Here is a 15,183-nt window from a genome sequence, read left to right on the forward strand (position 1 = left end):
ATATTATCCCTTGGGCGACGGGCACGCAGCGGGCGTGTTCCAGTTGATGAGACGATCGAGGTGATCGGCGTTGGCGGCGAAGGCGCGCGCGAGGCGGATAATGCCGGCGCGGATCTTCGTCGGGATCTGGGCGATCAGCGCCGGATCCTCGGGGAGTCCCTCGGGGCGGTCAGCGCAGCCGAGCAGCTCGGCGGGGGGCGTGTCCTTCACCTTGACGACGATCGGCGCGGAGACGACCGCAGGCGGGGCCTCAGCGGGCCGCGCGCAGGCCGGCAACACCGTTAACAGCGCGAAACCAATCGCGATCGACAAGGTTCGTCCGTTCAGCTTGCGCATCTGCCATCTCCATTCGTTGTGCGGCCGAGCTTGCTGCCTCAGCAGCAGCGCGCGCGGCGCGGGTGTCGTCGTTCTGTCGTGCGTCGTGATCGGCCATCGCCTGGGCGAGCGTCGCCGCGGCGAGCTGGTCGCTGCTGGCCTTAAATCGAACGAGCCCGGCGACCGTGGCGGCGCAGGCTTCCCCGCGCGGCGTCTTGCCGGCTGCGGCGAAGCCGGTACCGGAACCAGCGCAGATGACCTGCGCGGTATGCTGGAGATCGTCGCGATCGGCGCGCGCCTGCCGCGCCTCGACATACTGCCAGGCACCGACCGCCGCGACGATTACGAGGACGATGAACGCAAAGTCGCCGCGCAGCTTGGCGAACACATTCTTGATCATTTCGGCTCCTTTCCGGTGAGCATCATCGCCTCGAGACGGATGGCGCGGGCACCGACCTGATCGTGCCACTTCGACGCCTTCATGCCGGCGACGGCACCCGCCCAGTCGCCGCGCTGGAGCTTCGGCAACGTGCCGTAGAAGCCGAGGAGACCAGCACCGGTGATCTGCCGCTTGGCGTCTGGCGCGCGGCCAATGCCCATATTGAAGCACATGTTCAGCAGCACGCGTTGGCGGACGCCATTAAGGGTACGCCACCAAGGAAGTTTCGCGTCGAGATCGCGCTCGCTACGCTTGATGTCGTTTGCGAACAGCGCATCGGATTGCACCTGCGTGATGCCGCGGGTGAGGCAGCTTGTCAGGGTAATCCCAAGCAAGCGCGTCTCCTCAGCGGAGATACCGACGTCGTCCAGGTTGCGCCCCCTGCCGATGGAACGCTTGCCCTCCGTGCAACGATAGACGCGCAGCTTGTCGCCTTCATCGCGGGCGATCTCGGCCGACAGCCGTGCCATGTCATAGGTCACAGGCCATCCTTTCGTGGGAAGAAGCGGTCGAAGAATGCCGCGGGAATGTCGGTCACGCGCTCGCTGAGACCGGCGATGAACTTGGGCGTCGCCTTGAATGCGATCATGCCGACGACGAACCCGACCGCCTGAATGACGAACGGGTCGGGATGGCCCCACGGCCACAGCACGCGGATGACACCGCTCGCAAAATAACTGACGACGATGCCGACGGACATTTGCTGGAAGCGGCGCGACCAAGTCAGGCCGGTTTCGTAGGCGAGGCTGACCGCGGCACCGAGCGCGGCCGGCGTCAGTCCGAACAGGAACGCCAGCAGCGACACGCCGAATTCGTGGAGTAGATCCTTCATACGGTCAGTCCCAAAGCTGGATGAGGGGAAGCACCGTTGCCGCCGGAGCCGAGCCAGTAGGCACGATCACGACGGTACCGACGGGCAGCACCGGGCCGAGGTCGACAATGCCGGGATTGAGATCGAGCACGCGGCTGATGTCGGCCGCCCCAAACGCACGTTCGCGCCAGATCAGTTCGTCCAGCGTGTCCCCCTGCAAGGCAGTGAGCGTGTCCGGCATCAGATCAGCTCGATGTCGGTGCGCGTGGTTCCGAGAATGTCGCGGATCGCGTGAATGGCATCGCGGCGCAGCTCACCGATCGACGGCTCGGCATCCTCCACCTTGCGCTGACCCGCGCCGGTAAGGTCGACGTCACGGTACGTCTCGACCAGCTCGGCCTTGGCGTAGCTACCGATCGCGCGCTCGTAGAGCAGCACCAGGCGGCCCTTGCCGTCGATGACAGTCGTCGGGACCGCACCGAAGCTGGCATATCCTGCGGCGAGCTGGGTTGCCTGCCACGCGACCAGTTGATTGCCGGTAGTGATGATCGCGCCGATCAGCGCCCGACGCAGGCGCTCGGGCGTAACGCTGTCCTTCACGCGCAAGCCGAGGCGTGCGGCAGTAGGATCGATGTCGGGGAACCAGCCGTCATTGGTGATGATGGCCTCGGCGGGCGCGGCCGGCGGGGGTGCCAAGACCGGCGGGCAGCTGAATCTGTTCACGCGAGGATCTTTGCGACGCCGGTTGAGCCCGCGCTGAAGAGCGCCAGGCCGATCCAGACGGCGAAGATGGCGTGTCGCATGGATGCAACTGCGCCGGCGACGTTCGCGATCGACAGGTCGACCGTGACGTCGATCAGGAGGATGATCGCGTACAACGTCAGCCATGCCCCGGCCGCCAGGGCGATGACGGTCAACAGGGTGGTGGCGATGACGAGCACGATGGTGTCTTTCAGAGCAGGGACGAAAGTTTACGGGGGTGGGGATCGGGTCGATCGACGGCCCTTCGGCCCTGAGGCCTCCCGTCTCGCGCGATCCGCCCCCGAGCGCCGGGGAGCGAGTTATGCGACCGGCGGTTGGCCGGTCTGTTCGGTGTCAGCTGCAACGGCAGCGGGATCTGTCTCGGTCTTGTCGGCAACATCCGGGGCGGAAACCGACGCGGCCGGCTTGTCGGCATCGATCTTCACGGAGTCGGTCGCGGGCTTTGCGGCCTCCTCAGCTGCGGCCTTTGCGACGCCGTCGATCGCCTTTTGCAGTCGGCCAATCGTCATCTTGGCACCGACGCGATCGTGCAGATCCTGCGCACGTCGCAGTGGCTCCAGCGCTCGGGCGGCAGCAGCGGTGAATCCGGGCGTGCCTGCAACGTTGTCGGCCTCGCGCGCGAGTTCCGTGCCGAGCGCCTTCATGAGCTTGGCGCGAATCTCGTCGTGCATGTCGACGTCGCCGGTCAGGAAATCGACCTCATGCAGGACGTCGAGAGGGAATGACTGCCCCTTCGCCTGGGCCTTGAGCGCGACCGTCGCGACTTCCTCGGCAATCAACGGGGCTGCCCCGCGCTGGTAGCGTGCCGGCAGCGGCACGTCGAAGCGCAACACATGCGCGGCCAGTTCGAGTGCGCGCGGCCAATCGCCGACGTCGATCGACCAGATCATCATGGTTGGCAGCACGTCGTCGGCACCCGACGTCGGCAGTTCGCGGCCCTCAGCCGATGCACCCAGTTCTAGGCGGAAATCGCACCACGGACGATAATCGGGCAGCATCTCGCGCTTTGCGTCGATCTTGCGCTCGATCGACTGGATGTCTTTCAGGCGGCGCAGATCGTGGGTCAGGCGCAGCATGATCTGCGCGACGTCCGGATCCACGCCGGTCGCGAGCTGCACCGCGGCGTTGCCGCCTGCGGCAATCGCGCTGGTGAGGCGATGCTCAAGCGCAGGCGACATGACGGGCATGGATACGGCAGCGGTAGGTTGCCCGCCCCCGTCGCTGGAGACGATCTGTTTCGGGCCAGGCATAGCCGCAGCAGCGGCGATGCGTTCCCGGTGAAGTCGAGCTGGGCTTATGATCATTTCCGTAGCGAGGGGGCGTGCAGGTCGTAGGATTCGAAGGCGGTTAAGCCTTCGGTCCAAGCTGGATGTTCTCGATGAGGCAGGCCTTCGCGTATTCCTCGACCATGAACGCGTCGTTGATCGACTCGTAGTTTGCGACGCGATCGTACTCCGGCTCGTCCTTCACGGCGCGACGCGCGGATCCGGTTTGCCAGTAGTAGGAAAGGTTCTTCAGGCTCGTGATGAGGATCGCGTTCGCCGGGAAGAATGGCACCTGCATGGTCGGCTTACCGCCCAACTGGCGGCTCGACATGATGATGTCGCGGGCGACCTGTTCGGTTGCCTTGTCGCCGGCCGCGCTGATGATCTTGAAGTATTTCTCCTGGACCAGGTCGGAGCCGACGATCACGACCAGGTCGGTCGCCGTGCGGTAGCGTTCATGGATCAGGTTGCCGATCGCATCGAACACCAGGGCGTCGAGATTGACGTAGTCGGCGGTGCCGGTGTCGGAGACGTAGACCTTCAGATTGTCCTTGGTGCCGTGGCTCATCACACGCGACGGCGCATAGGTGCGCATCTTGTAGAGCCAGCCGTAGTTCACATCCTGAAGCAGCGCGAACGTGTTGCGATTCGTCTCAACCGCGGCGTCGACACCGTTGAAACCGATCGTGATGACGTCCTCGGCCTTCTGGACCAGCACGGCGTCGCGGACGAGCTGCTGGAATTCGGGGCGATGCGACCAGGCATCGAGCAGGGTGTAGCCCCACGAATAATCGTAATCGGTCTTTTTGCAGAAATACTGGTCGATCGTATCGCTGGAGGTCGGATCGCCGGGATTGCGGCGATGGCCTGCGGCAGTGTCGGTACGACCGGCGAGCGAGCGGCCGACGCCGACGCCGACGCGTGCGCCCTGCTGCGCGGCGACGGGCACGACGTTGATGCGACTCAGGAAGTCGCTGCCAAGCTGGAGCTTGGCCTGCAGCCGCTGCTCGATCACCGGGGCGACGGCAAACTGCTTCAGTTCACCGGGGATAACCGTAAGGCTGGGGTCGAGACTGTTCAGCTTGGCAAGCTGACCGACGAAGGCGTTGAACAGTAGGCGAGTGGGGGTCTGCATGAAGAAGCTCCGGGGGAATAGACGGGATGCGGCGGGCTGCGATCAGCAGTCGGTGGCGTACTGAGCGTCGACCGCCCCGCCGGCGTGCGGCGTGCGCGAGAAGCCGTTCGGCACCTCGGTCGTTTCGAGCTTGCCCTTCAGCGTTGCGAATTCGGACTGGAACGCGGTCTGCGCGTCCGTCACCGGCTTCAGCGCTGCGGCGATCGAGCCGCTGACGGCAGCCTGCAGCTCGATCGTGAACGCGGCCAGGTCGAAGCCGTTATCGTTCGCCGGTTTCGGCATTGGCTCTTCCTTGGGCTTTTCCGGGTCGCCCGCCTTGAATTTTGCGGTGAGGGCCGAAGAGAAACCGGCGATGGCGTTCTCGACCTTCGCGGCATCCGCAGGCGCTGCCTCGAATTCGATCGTCACGGCGTCGGCCGCATAGGCGAAGACGCTGCCGGGCACGCGGTTCGAGAACTTTAGACGCTGGGTGGCGATGCTGGCGGGCGTGTCGGTAAAGGCGAGGCCGATGACGCCGAACTTGCCGCAGCCAGCATAGTTGGGGGTCAGCTCGACCGACGGGAACGGCTTTTGGTCCTTCTTCGCCAGCTCGACCAATTGGTCGTTGGCATCAACAACGGCGTAGAGGGCGCGGCGCTTTTCGGTCTTGCCGGCGATCACGATATCGTCGGTCGATGCGCTCAACAGAACGACGTCGCCATAACCGTTGAAGGGGGGCTCCGGGCTATAGCCAGGGACATGTTCGATATTGATCCGCGGCGAGTAGGTCTCGGCATTGAAGGTTTCGACGCACTGATCGACGATCTCGGCGGTGACCTTGCGACCGTCGCTGATGGTCTCGCCTTCGACGAAAACCCTGAAAAGCTTGCTCTTGGTGCCCATCGCGTTGCGGTCCTCGGTTCGAAATCTGGCTGGCGGCATCCACCGCGTTGACCAGGAGAACAGGGACCGAATACGGGTCTCACCTCAAGCGAGCCGCCTTGTAGAAACCCTTTCTACAAGCACAGGCGCTCCGGTTGGCGGGCTGGCCGTGGCTAGGCTCCGCGGCAATGAGCAAGCTTCTGCGCCCCGATATCGACATGCCGCTGCCGGCCGCGACGTTCCCGATCCCGGTGACGGCGCAACGCATGGCGCGCAGCCTGTATTGGCGCGGCTGGGGCGTGAGCCAGATCACCGAGGAGCTGGGCCAGCTCGGTTATGCCAACGACGAGACCGGCAAAGGCTATGCGCGCGCTACGGTTGAGAGCTGGAAACAGCGCGGGGGGTGGGACGATGCCACCTGCGTCGAGAAGATCCAGGACTCGCTGGAGGGTCGCCTCAACACGCTGATCTGGAAAGACAACAAGACCGGCGGGGACTTCAAAGAGATCGACCTGCTGATGCGGCAGGTAGCGATGACCGCGAAGATCGAGCGGTACAAAGCACCTGGCGGCCATGAGGGGCATCTCAACGACAACGTCGCCAACCGAAATTCCGGTCCGAAGAAGGACAAGGCACCCCCGAACCATTTCACTGCCGAGCAGATCGACCAACTCAAGGAAATCTTCCACCGGGAGAATTTCGAATATAACGAGCTATGGTACGCCAACCGGCATCAGCGCACGCGCATGTTGCTCAAGTCGCGCCAGATCGGCGCGACATTCTACTTCGCGCGAGAGGCATTGCTCGACGCGCTCGAAGGTGGCGGCAACCAGATATTCCTGTCGGCATCGAAAAATCAGGCGCACGTATTTAAGAAATACATTGTAGCATTTGCGGCACGGGTTGGCGTCAAGCTCAAGGGCGACCCGATCATCGTGTCGTCGGAGCTGCTACCCGAAGACAAGCCAACCGCCGAGCTGATCTTCCTTGGCACCAACGCGCGAACTGCGCAGGGCTACACCGGCAATTTCTATTTCGACGAGTTCTTCTGGACGTTCGGCTTTGACGAGCTGAACAAGGTCGCGAAAGCGATGGCCAGCCATAAGCACTGGCGCAAGACGTACCTGTCGACGCCGTCGACCGTTGCACACCAGGCGTACGGGCTCTGGACTGGGTCTTCCTACAATCGCCGGCGCAAGAAAGCCGACCAGGTCACGATCGACGTCAGCTACGACGCCCTGAAGGCCGGCGCGCTGGGCGACGACCGGATCTGGCGGCACATGCTGACGCTGGAGGACGCAGCCGAGCAAGGCTGTGACCTGTTTAACCTGGAAGAGGTGCGCGACGAAAACGCGCCCGACGAATATGCCAATTTGTACGGGTGCCAATTTGTCGACGACAGCCTGTCGGCGTTCAAGTTCAACGATATCCTCGCCTGCACCGTCGACACGCAGATCGAGTGGAAGTGGTTCAACGTCCTGGCCGCGCGCCCGGTCGGCGACCAGCCGGTGTGGGCGGGCTACGATCCGCAAGGCAGCGTCGACGGCGACAATGCCGCGCTGGTGATCGCACTCCCGCCGAGCGGACCTGGCGGCAAGTTTCGGTTTCTGGAGCGCCATCAGCTGCGCGGCGATTATCAGGAGCAGGCCGAGTTCATCGTTGCCCGGCTGTCGCGGTACAACTGCACCTATTTCGGGATCGACGCGAACGGCATCGGTGATGCCGTGTGCCAGCTTCTGGTCGGCAAGGTCCGCGGGCTCACCAAGATCGATTATTCGCTCGAGGCGAAAACCGCGATGGTGATGAAGGCGCAGCATAGTTTCCAGCGCGGCCGGATCGAGTTCGATGGCGGGTGGATGGATCTCGCGTCGGCGTTCCTGTCGATCAAGAAGGCGCTCACCACGTCGGGCCGCGCCGTCACTTTCAAAGCCAGCCGCACCGAAGAGACCGGCCACGCCGATCTCGCCTGGGCAGCCATGCACATCATGATCAACGAGCCGCTCGACGGCCAGGAAAAGCCCAAGGGCTCAATGGAGATGTTCTGACATGAGCAAGAGTAGCCAGGCCAGAAAGGCGCGTGCGATGTCGCGCACCGAAGCGCGGGACGCGTCGGCCGGCGCGATCGTCGCCGCCAGCGACAGCCGCGGCGCTGTTGAATCGTTCGCGTTCGGCGATCCCGAGCCCGTCCTGGAAGGGCGGCAGCTGATCGATATGTTCGAATGCTGGCACAATGGACGCTGGTATGAACCGCCGTTGCCGCTCGATGGCCTGGCGCGAGCGTTCCGCGTATCGCCGCATCACAGCTCGGCGATCATGCTGAAACGCAACCTCCTGGTCGCGTCGCTCGATCCCACGTCGCTCCTGACCCGTGCCGAGTTCGGCAAGGTGGTGCAGGATTACCTGGTGTTCGGCACCGGCTATGTCGAGGTGAAGCGCAACACGTTCCGCGACCCGCTGCGCCTGGTCCACTCGATGGCGCGCTATACCAGGCGCGGCGTCATGCCGGGGCAATTCTGGTGGGTGCCCGGTGCAAACGATCCAATCGAGTTTCCAGCCGGCAACGTGGTTCAGATAATGCAGCCGGACGTAAATCAAGAGATTTACGGCGTACCGGAGTATTTAAGCGCGCTTCAGGCTGCGCTGCTCAATGAGGCAGCTACGTTGTTTCGTCGTCGCTATTACCTCAACGGCAGTCATGCCGGGTATATCCTCTATGCTACCGGCGATATTGATACCAACGACGTCGGGAAAATGAAGGAGGCTTTGCGGCAGGCTAAGGGGCCGGGCAATTTCCGGAATTTGATGGTGCATGCCCCAAACGGCAAAGAAGGTAGCATCAAGATCATACCGATCGCCGAAGCAGGCGCGAAGGATGAGTTCCTCGGTATCAAGACAGCAACGCGCGACGACGTGCTGGCTGCGCACCGCGTCCCGCCATCCTTGCTTGGCATCGTGCCGGCGCAGGGCTCGCAACTCGGCAAGATCAGCGAGTCCGTCGATATGTTCTTCGAACTCGAAATCGCGCCCATTCAAGCGGCGTGTCTCGAAATCAACGACCAGCTCGGCATGGAAGCCGTCAAGTTTCTGCCGCGATCAGTCGCGGCGAAATAAGCTCTGCCTCGGCGCAAGCCGAGCGGGGGACGCCGGGTTGCAGCCCGGCGAACCGACGAGGGGAAGCTCGCCACGACCATCGGCCACTGGCCGTCCCGCACCCTGCCGATTCGCAGGGTGCGGGCCTTATGAGGCGAGAACGTAAAGTGAACACCCTGAATCTTGTTCAGCCCGTCGCACCCGCGGCTGGCTATATTGGCGGCAAGCGTAATCTGGCGTCGCGCCTAGTCGCGATGATCGAGCGCGTCGATCACGACGGCTATGCCGAGCCGTTCGTTGGTATGGGCGGCATCTTCCTTCGCCGCCGATCGCGGCCGAAGGTCGAGGTCATCAACGACGTGTCTGGCGACGTCGTGACGTTCTTCCGCGTCCTTCAGCGCCACTATCCGTACATGATCGATATGCTGCGCTTTCGCGTTGCCGCCCGCGCCGAGTTCGAACGGCTGAAGGCGACGCCGCCCGAGACGCTTACCGACCTCGAACGCGCATGCCGGTTTCTGTACCTTCAGCGCCTGGCATTCGGTGGCAAGGTCAACGGCCGACACTTCGGCGTCGACAAGACGCAGGGCGCGCGGTTCAACGTCACCAAACTGGAGCCGCTGCTGGCCGATATCCATGAGCGTCTCGCTGGAGTCGTGATAGAGCAACTGGGCTATGCCGAGTTTATCCGGCGCTACGATCGCGCCGGCATGCTGTTCTATCTCGATCCGCCTTACTGGGGTTGCGAGACGGACTACGGCCAAGATGTATTTGGCCGCGCCGACTTCGACCAGCTCGCGGACCAGCTCGCGGGGATCAAGGGCTTCTTCATCCTGTCGATCAACGATACGCCAGGCGCACGCGCGACGTTCGCGCGATTCAATGTCAACACGGCCGAGACGACGTACACAGTTGGTGCCGGCGCGGCACAGAAAGCGGGCGAACTGATCGTGTCGAACTTCGCGATCTAGGTTGCCCAGTCCTCCGGCGGTAACTGGCAATATTCGTCCCACACTTTCGGCTGCCGACGCGCACCCGGGAGTGTGGGACTCTCGCCACCGAACCGGATCCGGATCGTCGCGGTGTAGGTATCCAGCGCCTGGAAGATGGCGTGGCAAATCTCGCCCGCTGCTATTCGGCCGCCAATCCACCCGCAGCGCTCGGCCGACAGATACCCGATCTGCGTGCCGCGATCGGTCACGACCGCCACCGCTCGCGCGTCGTGTTTATTCTTCGGTTCCGGCACCAAGTGCACCTCGTCACCGGGTACGCAGAGCATCGCCTCGTAGCGGCGATTGCTCTTGTCCTTGTTCGGATATTTGATGCCGACCACGGCCAAACTGAACTCCTGCATGCGCCGCCATATTTGAGAACATATTAGGAACATGATAACGATGGCGTCATCGAGTCGGCAAGGAGATTGGATATGTTTGGCGAGGAAAACACGGTTGCGGCGACGGCAGAGCCGTTCGGCCGTTGGCTGCTGAAGCAGCGCGATCGCGGCGACTGGCTCGACGCCGTTGCTGACACGGCGCGTGCCGATCACCAGTTTCCGAAGGACGGCGACCCGGAGGCGGTGCGCAAGCGCCTGCGCGAAATGTCGGCCGACGGCGATGCGTTCGCGGCGATCGACGACGCGGAGATCGACTGGATGAGCTACTGATGGCCGCTCGGTTACGATGGGCGCTCGCGCCGGCCGATCCGCGCGAAGCGCTTCGTGTGGCGGTTGCTGAGGGCGGCGACAGCCTGACCGCGCTATCGCGCATGATCAACCGATCGCCAGGGTATCTCGGACGCTTTATCAAGACCGGTCGGCCGACCGCGTTGAGCGAGGACGATCACCGTATCCTTGGCGAGTATCTTGGCGCGGGGAAAATGGGGCTCGGGATCCGAGACCTATGGGTGCCGCGGGACTGAGCGTCGGCAATGGGAAGGTGAGCGGTCCGTCTCCTTTGGCGCAACGACATGAGATAACCGGCCATTTGTTCAGCTTGGCCGCGCCCACGTGAAGTGCACCGAGACGATACGCCGTCCCCGTCACGGCAGCTATCTTGAACGGTGCGCTCTGGCAGCATCGACAATCAAAGATTCTCAATCGCAATTGATATGCTACAACGCGGCATGACACGCAGAGAATACAAGCTTTCAAATGTAAAAAAGGCCGAATTTGTATTCACGAAGATGATATATTTTCAGCGCACGCTTAATGGCGGCAATTTTCATCGCGAACCTGAGGACGTGTTTTGCGATATTATGCATCCCGATGGCAGCGGAAGCCATCTGACGATAGGTCGTGAGGCATATTTGCTTCTTAACGAACTTGCGGAAACGGGACTTAACTACACCGCACTATCTGGCCGTGCAACGGTAGAAGCTGCTCAACAGGCACTTGGTCCCATCCTAGTGCAACGAGTGATGATAGATAGGCGCCGACCTACAGAAGAACTCATAAACAACGCGTTTGAAGAGATGGCGCATGCTCTAAAGCCATCTCTCGCAGACCGAACGTACTTCCTCCCCTGCCACCTTACGGACACACCTGATCCCGATCGGATTAACATAGGCCCCGTGACATTCTTAAACCGCACGGCGTTTCGGAAAACGATGTTGGAAGGGCTCAAGGAACTACGTGGTTCCGTTAAAGACCTTACCGATTGGGATCGCAAAACATACGCACAAGCTGCGCGTTATTATCGCGGTTTCCAATGGATAGCGTCTATTACGATAAAGCAGTGCGATCAGAAAAGCGCCGAAGGATATGCCCACAATGCCGTGACAGCTGCTTTGAGCTGCCTTCAATTGATGTTGGGCGCCGATGCTACGAGAGACATGGCGGTCGGAGGCAATCCCCGTCAATGGAATAGGACGGCTGATCTACGGCTGAATGAACGCGGCGCGCTGGACGTAACTCTGCATCACACATTCCACGGGGGAGCTAATTTCGAGAAGGGCTGGTCGAAGGAGTTGGAGCATCCTGGCATGCAGCTGGGCCTAAAAATATGCGGCATTGTCGTAGAGTCCGCTCTACCCTGCGAACGACGACCGCTGAGTCTAAGGATGCTCAGTGCGATACAATGGTTCGGTGAGGCGGCCCGCGAACGATCGCCTGCAACACGCTTTATTAAATTAATTACCGCAGTCGAACATATAGTGCTGACCGGCGAGCCAGACGTAACAAGACAGGTCTCACGTCGAGTTGCTGCTTTGATTTATGATATCGGTTCTAAGGCTTCCCGGCAACAAACCGAGGAGGACTTCAAGCGCCTTTACAATATACGATCGCGCTTAATCCACGGCGGCATTTCACCATGGGACGCGTCGATAAAGCGAGATGCGCGCGCGGCCGCGACAATGGCGGAGTTGGTCGCACATAGCGTACTGAGCGCATGGCAGGAGGTCGGCTTATATTCGTTACGGGCTAACCCTAAGCGTATGCGGAAGTGGTTCGATCACATTGTATGGATGATGGTACAAGATACAGAGCCTGTCGATCACGTGGTAAGGTGGCGTATCACGATGGGAACCAATGAATTGATCGAAGACTAGCTTATTTGTTATGCTGTCGCAGGGGGCGCCCATTTTGTGCGCGAAAAGGAGCGGGTCGCCTATGACCGAAGAGGCTGAACAAGCGTCCGGTTCCCGGAGCTGATCGAGTGCTGCCGCATGTCGCGTATTGGGCGTATAGCGGACAGCTTCTCCTCCATCGCTTCCTGCATCGCCGCGATCCAACCGGCGGTCCCGATGCCCCCGGCTATACAAGTCATTGACATTCCTTACGCCGTAATCGAGCGGCTACCGGGCAAACGGTATTGATAAGAAACAGTTTTACAGATCCACGGCTGAGAGGTGGCATCGGGCTGAAAAGGCGGTAACGTGAACAGACGCCTACGGCTTGGTGAAATTACTACGAGGGCAGCTCGTGACGAACCCTAGTAGATGGAGAATGCGGTTGTCTTGGCTAACAGTCTCGAACGTCGCGCTTCTGATTTTTACGTTTTTTACGACGGTGGCGAGTATCGCGGTCTATGTATTGTCTCAGGCATCTGACCGGGACAAAGATCGGGCCCTAGAGCGGTACAAGCTCGACGCCGATAAGAAGATCGCGCAGGCGTACGAGCGGGCCGAAAATGCGCAGGCAGATGCGGAGAGTGCACGGGCTGAAGCGGAAAGAGCAAAGCTGGAAACCGCACAGGTTGACGAGCGCCTTGCCCTGACACAGTTACACCTCGACGATTCGAATAAGATTTCGCTCTTCACACCCACGCAAATAGGCGAGATTGTGAAAGGCTTCATCGACTTAGACCTTGCCGATACGCAGATAGCTTGGGGTGCGGCCAATGACAGACAAGCCCAGCGGCGCTTGCTGCAGTTGACCACAGCGTTCGTCCGCGCCGACCAACGGCTTAGATTTCCACCAACGGCAGGCTCCGTCGTTGCTCCGGCGGGCGAGCGCGGCGAGGTGCTTGTACATTACTGGTCGCCTGACCGAGAGGCTGTTGCTCGCAAGATCGAGAGGATATTTCGCGCCGCTGGCGTCGACGCTCACACTTACATGCTCCCTCCCGAACCGGACTCGACCGCACGGGATGCCACGAAAAGCCTTTTGTTGATTGGCATCGCCGCGAGAACGGTACCGGTTTACCGAAAGAAAAACTGAAAGGGAGTGTTCGGTTCGGTTCTCGGTATCGCGCACGCCCGATACCGAGGCCTGACAGTGACGGTTGCGGTGAACGGCTCTTTAATAAGCATAATGTGCAGAATAGGGAGCAATCGCGCTACAGCGCTTCGCCATTTCAGCAGAATCGCTAGTAATAAGTTGCGCCGTTACCTACACCTCGGTCCGCAACATATCGGGGGGGGGCATGCCGACACCTTTAATTTGGCTAGTGGAAGCGGCAGTGGCAGACCAACGGAGCCGCGCGTCTTGGAATGACCGGATCTGGCACTGGGAACGCCCGCCAAGCGATCATGAAGAGACAAAGATCGCTCGCGCTGCGAACATCGCAACAAGCATTGTCAAAAACAACGCCGTACTGAGTACGATTGGAGTAAAAGTTCTTCCTCAGGGTAGTTATTACAATAACACCAACGTTCGCCTTGAGGCAGACATGGACCTGCGGGTTGAAATCCCAACTTTAATGGTACGATATGCAGCCGGAGTATCTCCTGCACAAGCAGATGCTGCCTTAGGATACATTCTTACTGGTAAGACATTGCCAAATGAAGCGGCAGAGGTTCGAGATCAGCTTGCCGCTGACTGCCGCAAGACCTTCGGTGCCGCGAATGTGACTGTAGGCAACAAGGCAGTTTCAGTTGACGGATTAGATGGCTCGCATGCCGACGTCGATCTCGTTCCTGCATTTCGATTGTCTTACGTTATCGCTAACAGCTACGGCAGCTATGACACATTTAACGGGGTAGGAATCACTGGCTCCGACGGTAGCGAAACCTGGAATTTTCCTGCTCAGCATCATGCAAATGGCATTGCGAAGCGGGCCCGCACTGCTCATCGTTTTAAGAAAATCGTCAGAGCGGCAAAACGACTAAACTATGAACTTTGCGAAATTGGCGCGATTAATCGACGACTCCCCTCATTTCTTGTAGAATGTCTAGTATATTTGATTGAGGATGGTCATTTCGTCATTGAGTATGATGATCGCTTTAGTCGACTATTACGCGTCTTCAAACGTATGCAGGAACTTTTAGCAGATGACGCCTACGTTAATGGCGCGCTAGAGGTAAATGATATAAAGTATCTATTCCGTGACGGGCAGGCTTGGACAATCGGGGATGCCCGTAACTTCATAGGCGCCGCCATAGCACGGCTTGAGGCGTAAAATGTGGGCACTCATATCCAGGCCCAAACAACTGCTAATAATCGTCGCCCTAACGGTGTTGACGATTCTAGGGTTGCAGGGGGCGCAGCAGTGGTGGAGCGGCGCTACGCCGCCGCTCTACAAGGCAATCTCGACCGTGGCTTTCATTATCGGCACCGTCATAGCGACATTGGCGAACTGGACATGGCAGTGGTTGTGGAAAAGATTACCGTTCCTTCACAAGGCCTTCTTCCCGAATTTGAACGGTACTTGGAGCGGCACGCTTGTGACGACATGGCGGGACAAACATGGGAATAGTCCTGGTCCGATCGCTTCAGAAATTACGATCCGACAAGGGCTCTTTACGATAAGTATCAGGTAAAAGACTGGTGAGTCCGTTTCGCATTCTACACGGGTCATTGCCGAGGCGGATCCGGACGCTGACGTATACCGCCTTTGGTACTCCTACTCAAATCGTCCAAAGGCCACTGTTCAGCACCGATCCGCGCCGCATGAGGGCGTGGCCTGGCTTGAGGTAAGCCTGTCCGACGACGCTCAACAACTTAACGGTCAATACTACACCGCGCGGGGAACCAGCGGCGACATCAACGTGCGTCGTAACTGCTGATCCCCGTCCGCCTGACAAATGTCTTCGCAAAACCGAACACTGACACCAAGAAGCTTGGCAC

Annotated in this window: 21 protein-coding genes and 1 pseudogene; 11 read left to right on the forward strand and 11 right to left on the reverse strand. The window is 60.3% G+C overall.

Annotated features, from left to right (window positions below; genetic code table 11):
• Nucleotides 1-3: 3 nt before the first annotated feature.
• The 10 genes from U1763_RS10490 to U1763_RS10535 all read right to left on the reverse strand — a co-directional run bounded on the left by U1763_RS10490 (nucleotide 4) and on the right by U1763_RS10535 (nucleotide 5,561).
• The gene (locus tag U1763_RS10490; protein WP_332755180.1) at nucleotides 4-279 is read right to left on the reverse strand and encodes a hypothetical protein; all 276 of its coding nucleotides are present in this window, start codon (nucleotides 277-279) and stop codon (nucleotides 4-6) included.
• Nucleotides 251-715 (reverse strand): hypothetical protein, encoded by a 465-nt coding sequence (locus U1763_RS10495; protein WP_332755181.1) that lies wholly within the window; start codon nucleotides 713-715, stop codon nucleotides 251-253. Before U1763_RS10495 ends, U1763_RS10490 begins: the two co-directional genes overlap by 29 nt.
• The gene (locus U1763_RS10500) at nucleotides 712-1,236 is read right to left on the reverse strand and encodes a glycoside hydrolase family protein (protein ID WP_332755182.1); all 525 of its coding nucleotides are present in this window, start codon (nucleotides 1,234-1,236) and stop codon (nucleotides 712-714) included. The genes U1763_RS10495 and U1763_RS10500 overlap by 4 nt, the downstream gene beginning before the upstream one ends.
• Nucleotides 1,233-1,586, reverse strand: a complete 354-nt coding sequence (locus U1763_RS10505) for a hypothetical protein (RefSeq protein WP_332755183.1) — start codon at nucleotides 1,584-1,586, stop codon at nucleotides 1,233-1,235. The genes U1763_RS10500 and U1763_RS10505 overlap by 4 nt, the downstream gene beginning before the upstream one ends.
• 4 nt (nucleotides 1,587-1,590) lie before the next feature.
• A complete protein-coding gene (locus tag U1763_RS10510; protein WP_332755184.1) occupies nucleotides 1,591-1,806 on the reverse strand; it encodes a tail protein X in 216 nt (71 codons plus the stop codon).
• Entirely contained in the window at nucleotides 1,806-2,288 is a 483-nt protein-coding gene (locus U1763_RS10515; RefSeq protein ID WP_332755185.1) for a head completion/stabilization protein, read from the reverse strand. The genes U1763_RS10510 and U1763_RS10515 overlap by 1 nt, the downstream gene beginning before the upstream one ends.
• Entirely contained in the window at nucleotides 2,285-2,506 is a 222-nt protein-coding gene (locus U1763_RS10520; RefSeq protein WP_332755186.1) for a hypothetical protein, read from the reverse strand. Before U1763_RS10520 ends, U1763_RS10515 begins: the two co-directional genes overlap by 4 nt.
• 120 nt (nucleotides 2,507-2,626) lie before the next feature.
• A complete protein-coding gene (gene gpM / locus U1763_RS10525) occupies nucleotides 2,627-3,505 on the reverse strand; it encodes a phage terminase small subunit (RefSeq protein WP_332755187.1) in 879 nt (292 codons plus the stop codon).
• Between the two features lie 169 nt (nucleotides 3,506-3,674).
• On the reverse strand, nucleotides 3,675-4,727 hold the full coding sequence (locus U1763_RS10530) for a phage major capsid protein, P2 family (RefSeq protein WP_332755188.1): 1,053 nt from the start codon (nucleotides 4,725-4,727) through the stop codon (nucleotides 3,675-3,677).
• 42 nt (nucleotides 4,728-4,769) lie between these two features.
• Nucleotides 4,770-5,561 (reverse strand): GPO family capsid scaffolding protein, encoded by a 792-nt coding sequence (locus U1763_RS10535; protein WP_332755405.1) that lies wholly within the window; start codon nucleotides 5,559-5,561, stop codon nucleotides 4,770-4,772.
• Between U1763_RS10535 and U1763_RS10540 the strand changes: the two genes are divergently transcribed.
• The 4 genes from U1763_RS10540 to U1763_RS10555 all read left to right on the forward strand — a co-directional run bounded on the left by U1763_RS10540 (nucleotide 5,466) and on the right by U1763_RS10555 (nucleotide 9,649).
• Nucleotides 5,466-5,660 carry a hypothetical protein gene (locus U1763_RS10540; protein ID WP_332755417.1) on the forward strand — a complete coding sequence of 65 codons (195 nt, stop codon included), beginning with the start codon at nucleotides 5,466-5,468 and terminating at the stop codon, nucleotides 5,658-5,660. The genes U1763_RS10535 and U1763_RS10540 overlap by 96 nt on opposite strands.
• A gap of 116 nt (nucleotides 5,661-5,776) precedes the next feature.
• A complete protein-coding gene (locus U1763_RS10545) occupies nucleotides 5,777-7,633 on the forward strand; it encodes a terminase large subunit domain-containing protein (RefSeq protein ID WP_443026911.1) in 1,857 nt (618 codons plus the stop codon).
• A gap of 1 nt (nucleotide 7,634) precedes the next feature.
• Complete coding sequence (locus U1763_RS10550) at nucleotides 7,635-8,699, forward strand: phage portal protein (RefSeq protein WP_332755189.1); 1,065 nt, start codon at nucleotides 7,635-7,637, stop codon at nucleotides 8,697-8,699.
• Between the two features lie 146 nt (nucleotides 8,700-8,845).
• Nucleotides 8,846-9,649, forward strand: a complete 804-nt coding sequence (locus U1763_RS10555; protein ID WP_332755190.1) for a DNA adenine methylase — start codon at nucleotides 8,846-8,848, stop codon at nucleotides 9,647-9,649.
• Here the strand turns inward: U1763_RS10555 and U1763_RS10560 are convergent.
• Nucleotides 9,646-10,032, reverse strand: coding sequence for an HIRAN domain-containing protein (locus U1763_RS10560; protein ID WP_332755191.1), 387 nt, complete (start codon nucleotides 10,030-10,032; stop codon nucleotides 9,646-9,648). The two genes, U1763_RS10555 and U1763_RS10560, sit on opposite strands and share 4 nt — an antisense overlap.
• A 72-nt stretch (nucleotides 10,033-10,104) precedes the next feature.
• On the opposite strand from U1763_RS10560, the gene U1763_RS10565 reads away from it, so the two are divergent.
• The 7 genes and pseudogenes from U1763_RS10565 to U1763_RS21105 form a co-directional block, all read left to right on the forward strand.
• The gene (locus tag U1763_RS10565; RefSeq protein ID WP_332755192.1) at nucleotides 10,105-10,341 is read left to right on the forward strand and encodes a YozE family protein; all 237 of its coding nucleotides are present in this window, start codon (nucleotides 10,105-10,107) and stop codon (nucleotides 10,339-10,341) included.
• Nucleotides 10,341-10,595, forward strand: a complete 255-nt coding sequence (locus U1763_RS10570) for a hypothetical protein (protein WP_332755193.1) — start codon at nucleotides 10,341-10,343, stop codon at nucleotides 10,593-10,595. Before U1763_RS10565 ends, U1763_RS10570 begins: the two co-directional genes overlap by 1 nt.
• 141 nt (nucleotides 10,596-10,736) lie before the next feature.
• Nucleotides 10,737-12,224 (forward strand): hypothetical protein, encoded by a 1,488-nt coding sequence (locus tag U1763_RS10575; protein ID WP_332755194.1) that lies wholly within the window; start codon nucleotides 10,737-10,739, stop codon nucleotides 12,222-12,224.
• A gap of 403 nt (nucleotides 12,225-12,627) precedes the next feature.
• Nucleotides 12,628-13,335 carry a hypothetical protein gene (locus tag U1763_RS10580; RefSeq protein ID WP_332755195.1) on the forward strand — a complete coding sequence of 236 codons (708 nt, stop codon included), beginning with the start codon at nucleotides 12,628-12,630 and terminating at the stop codon, nucleotides 13,333-13,335.
• A 205-nt stretch (nucleotides 13,336-13,540) separates the two neighbouring features.
• Nucleotides 13,541-14,515 carry a nucleotidyltransferase-like protein gene (locus U1763_RS10585; protein ID WP_332755196.1) on the forward strand — a complete coding sequence of 325 codons (975 nt, stop codon included), beginning with the start codon at nucleotides 13,541-13,543 and terminating at the stop codon, nucleotides 14,513-14,515.
• Between the two features lie 3 nt (nucleotides 14,516-14,518).
• Nucleotides 14,519-14,812, forward strand: a complete 294-nt coding sequence (locus tag U1763_RS10590; protein ID WP_332755197.1) for a hypothetical protein — start codon at nucleotides 14,519-14,521, stop codon at nucleotides 14,810-14,812.
• A gap of 76 nt (nucleotides 14,813-14,888) precedes the next feature.
• A pseudogene (locus tag U1763_RS21105) lies at nucleotides 14,889-15,122 on the forward strand (Cap15 family cyclic dinucleotide receptor domain-containing protein); the annotation flags it as partial.
• Between the last annotated feature and the right edge of the window lie 61 nt (nucleotides 15,123-15,183).

Source organism: Sphingomonas sorbitolis, assembly GCF_036663875.1.
GTDB lineage: Bacteria > Pseudomonadota > Alphaproteobacteria > Sphingomonadales > Sphingomonadaceae > Sphingomonas.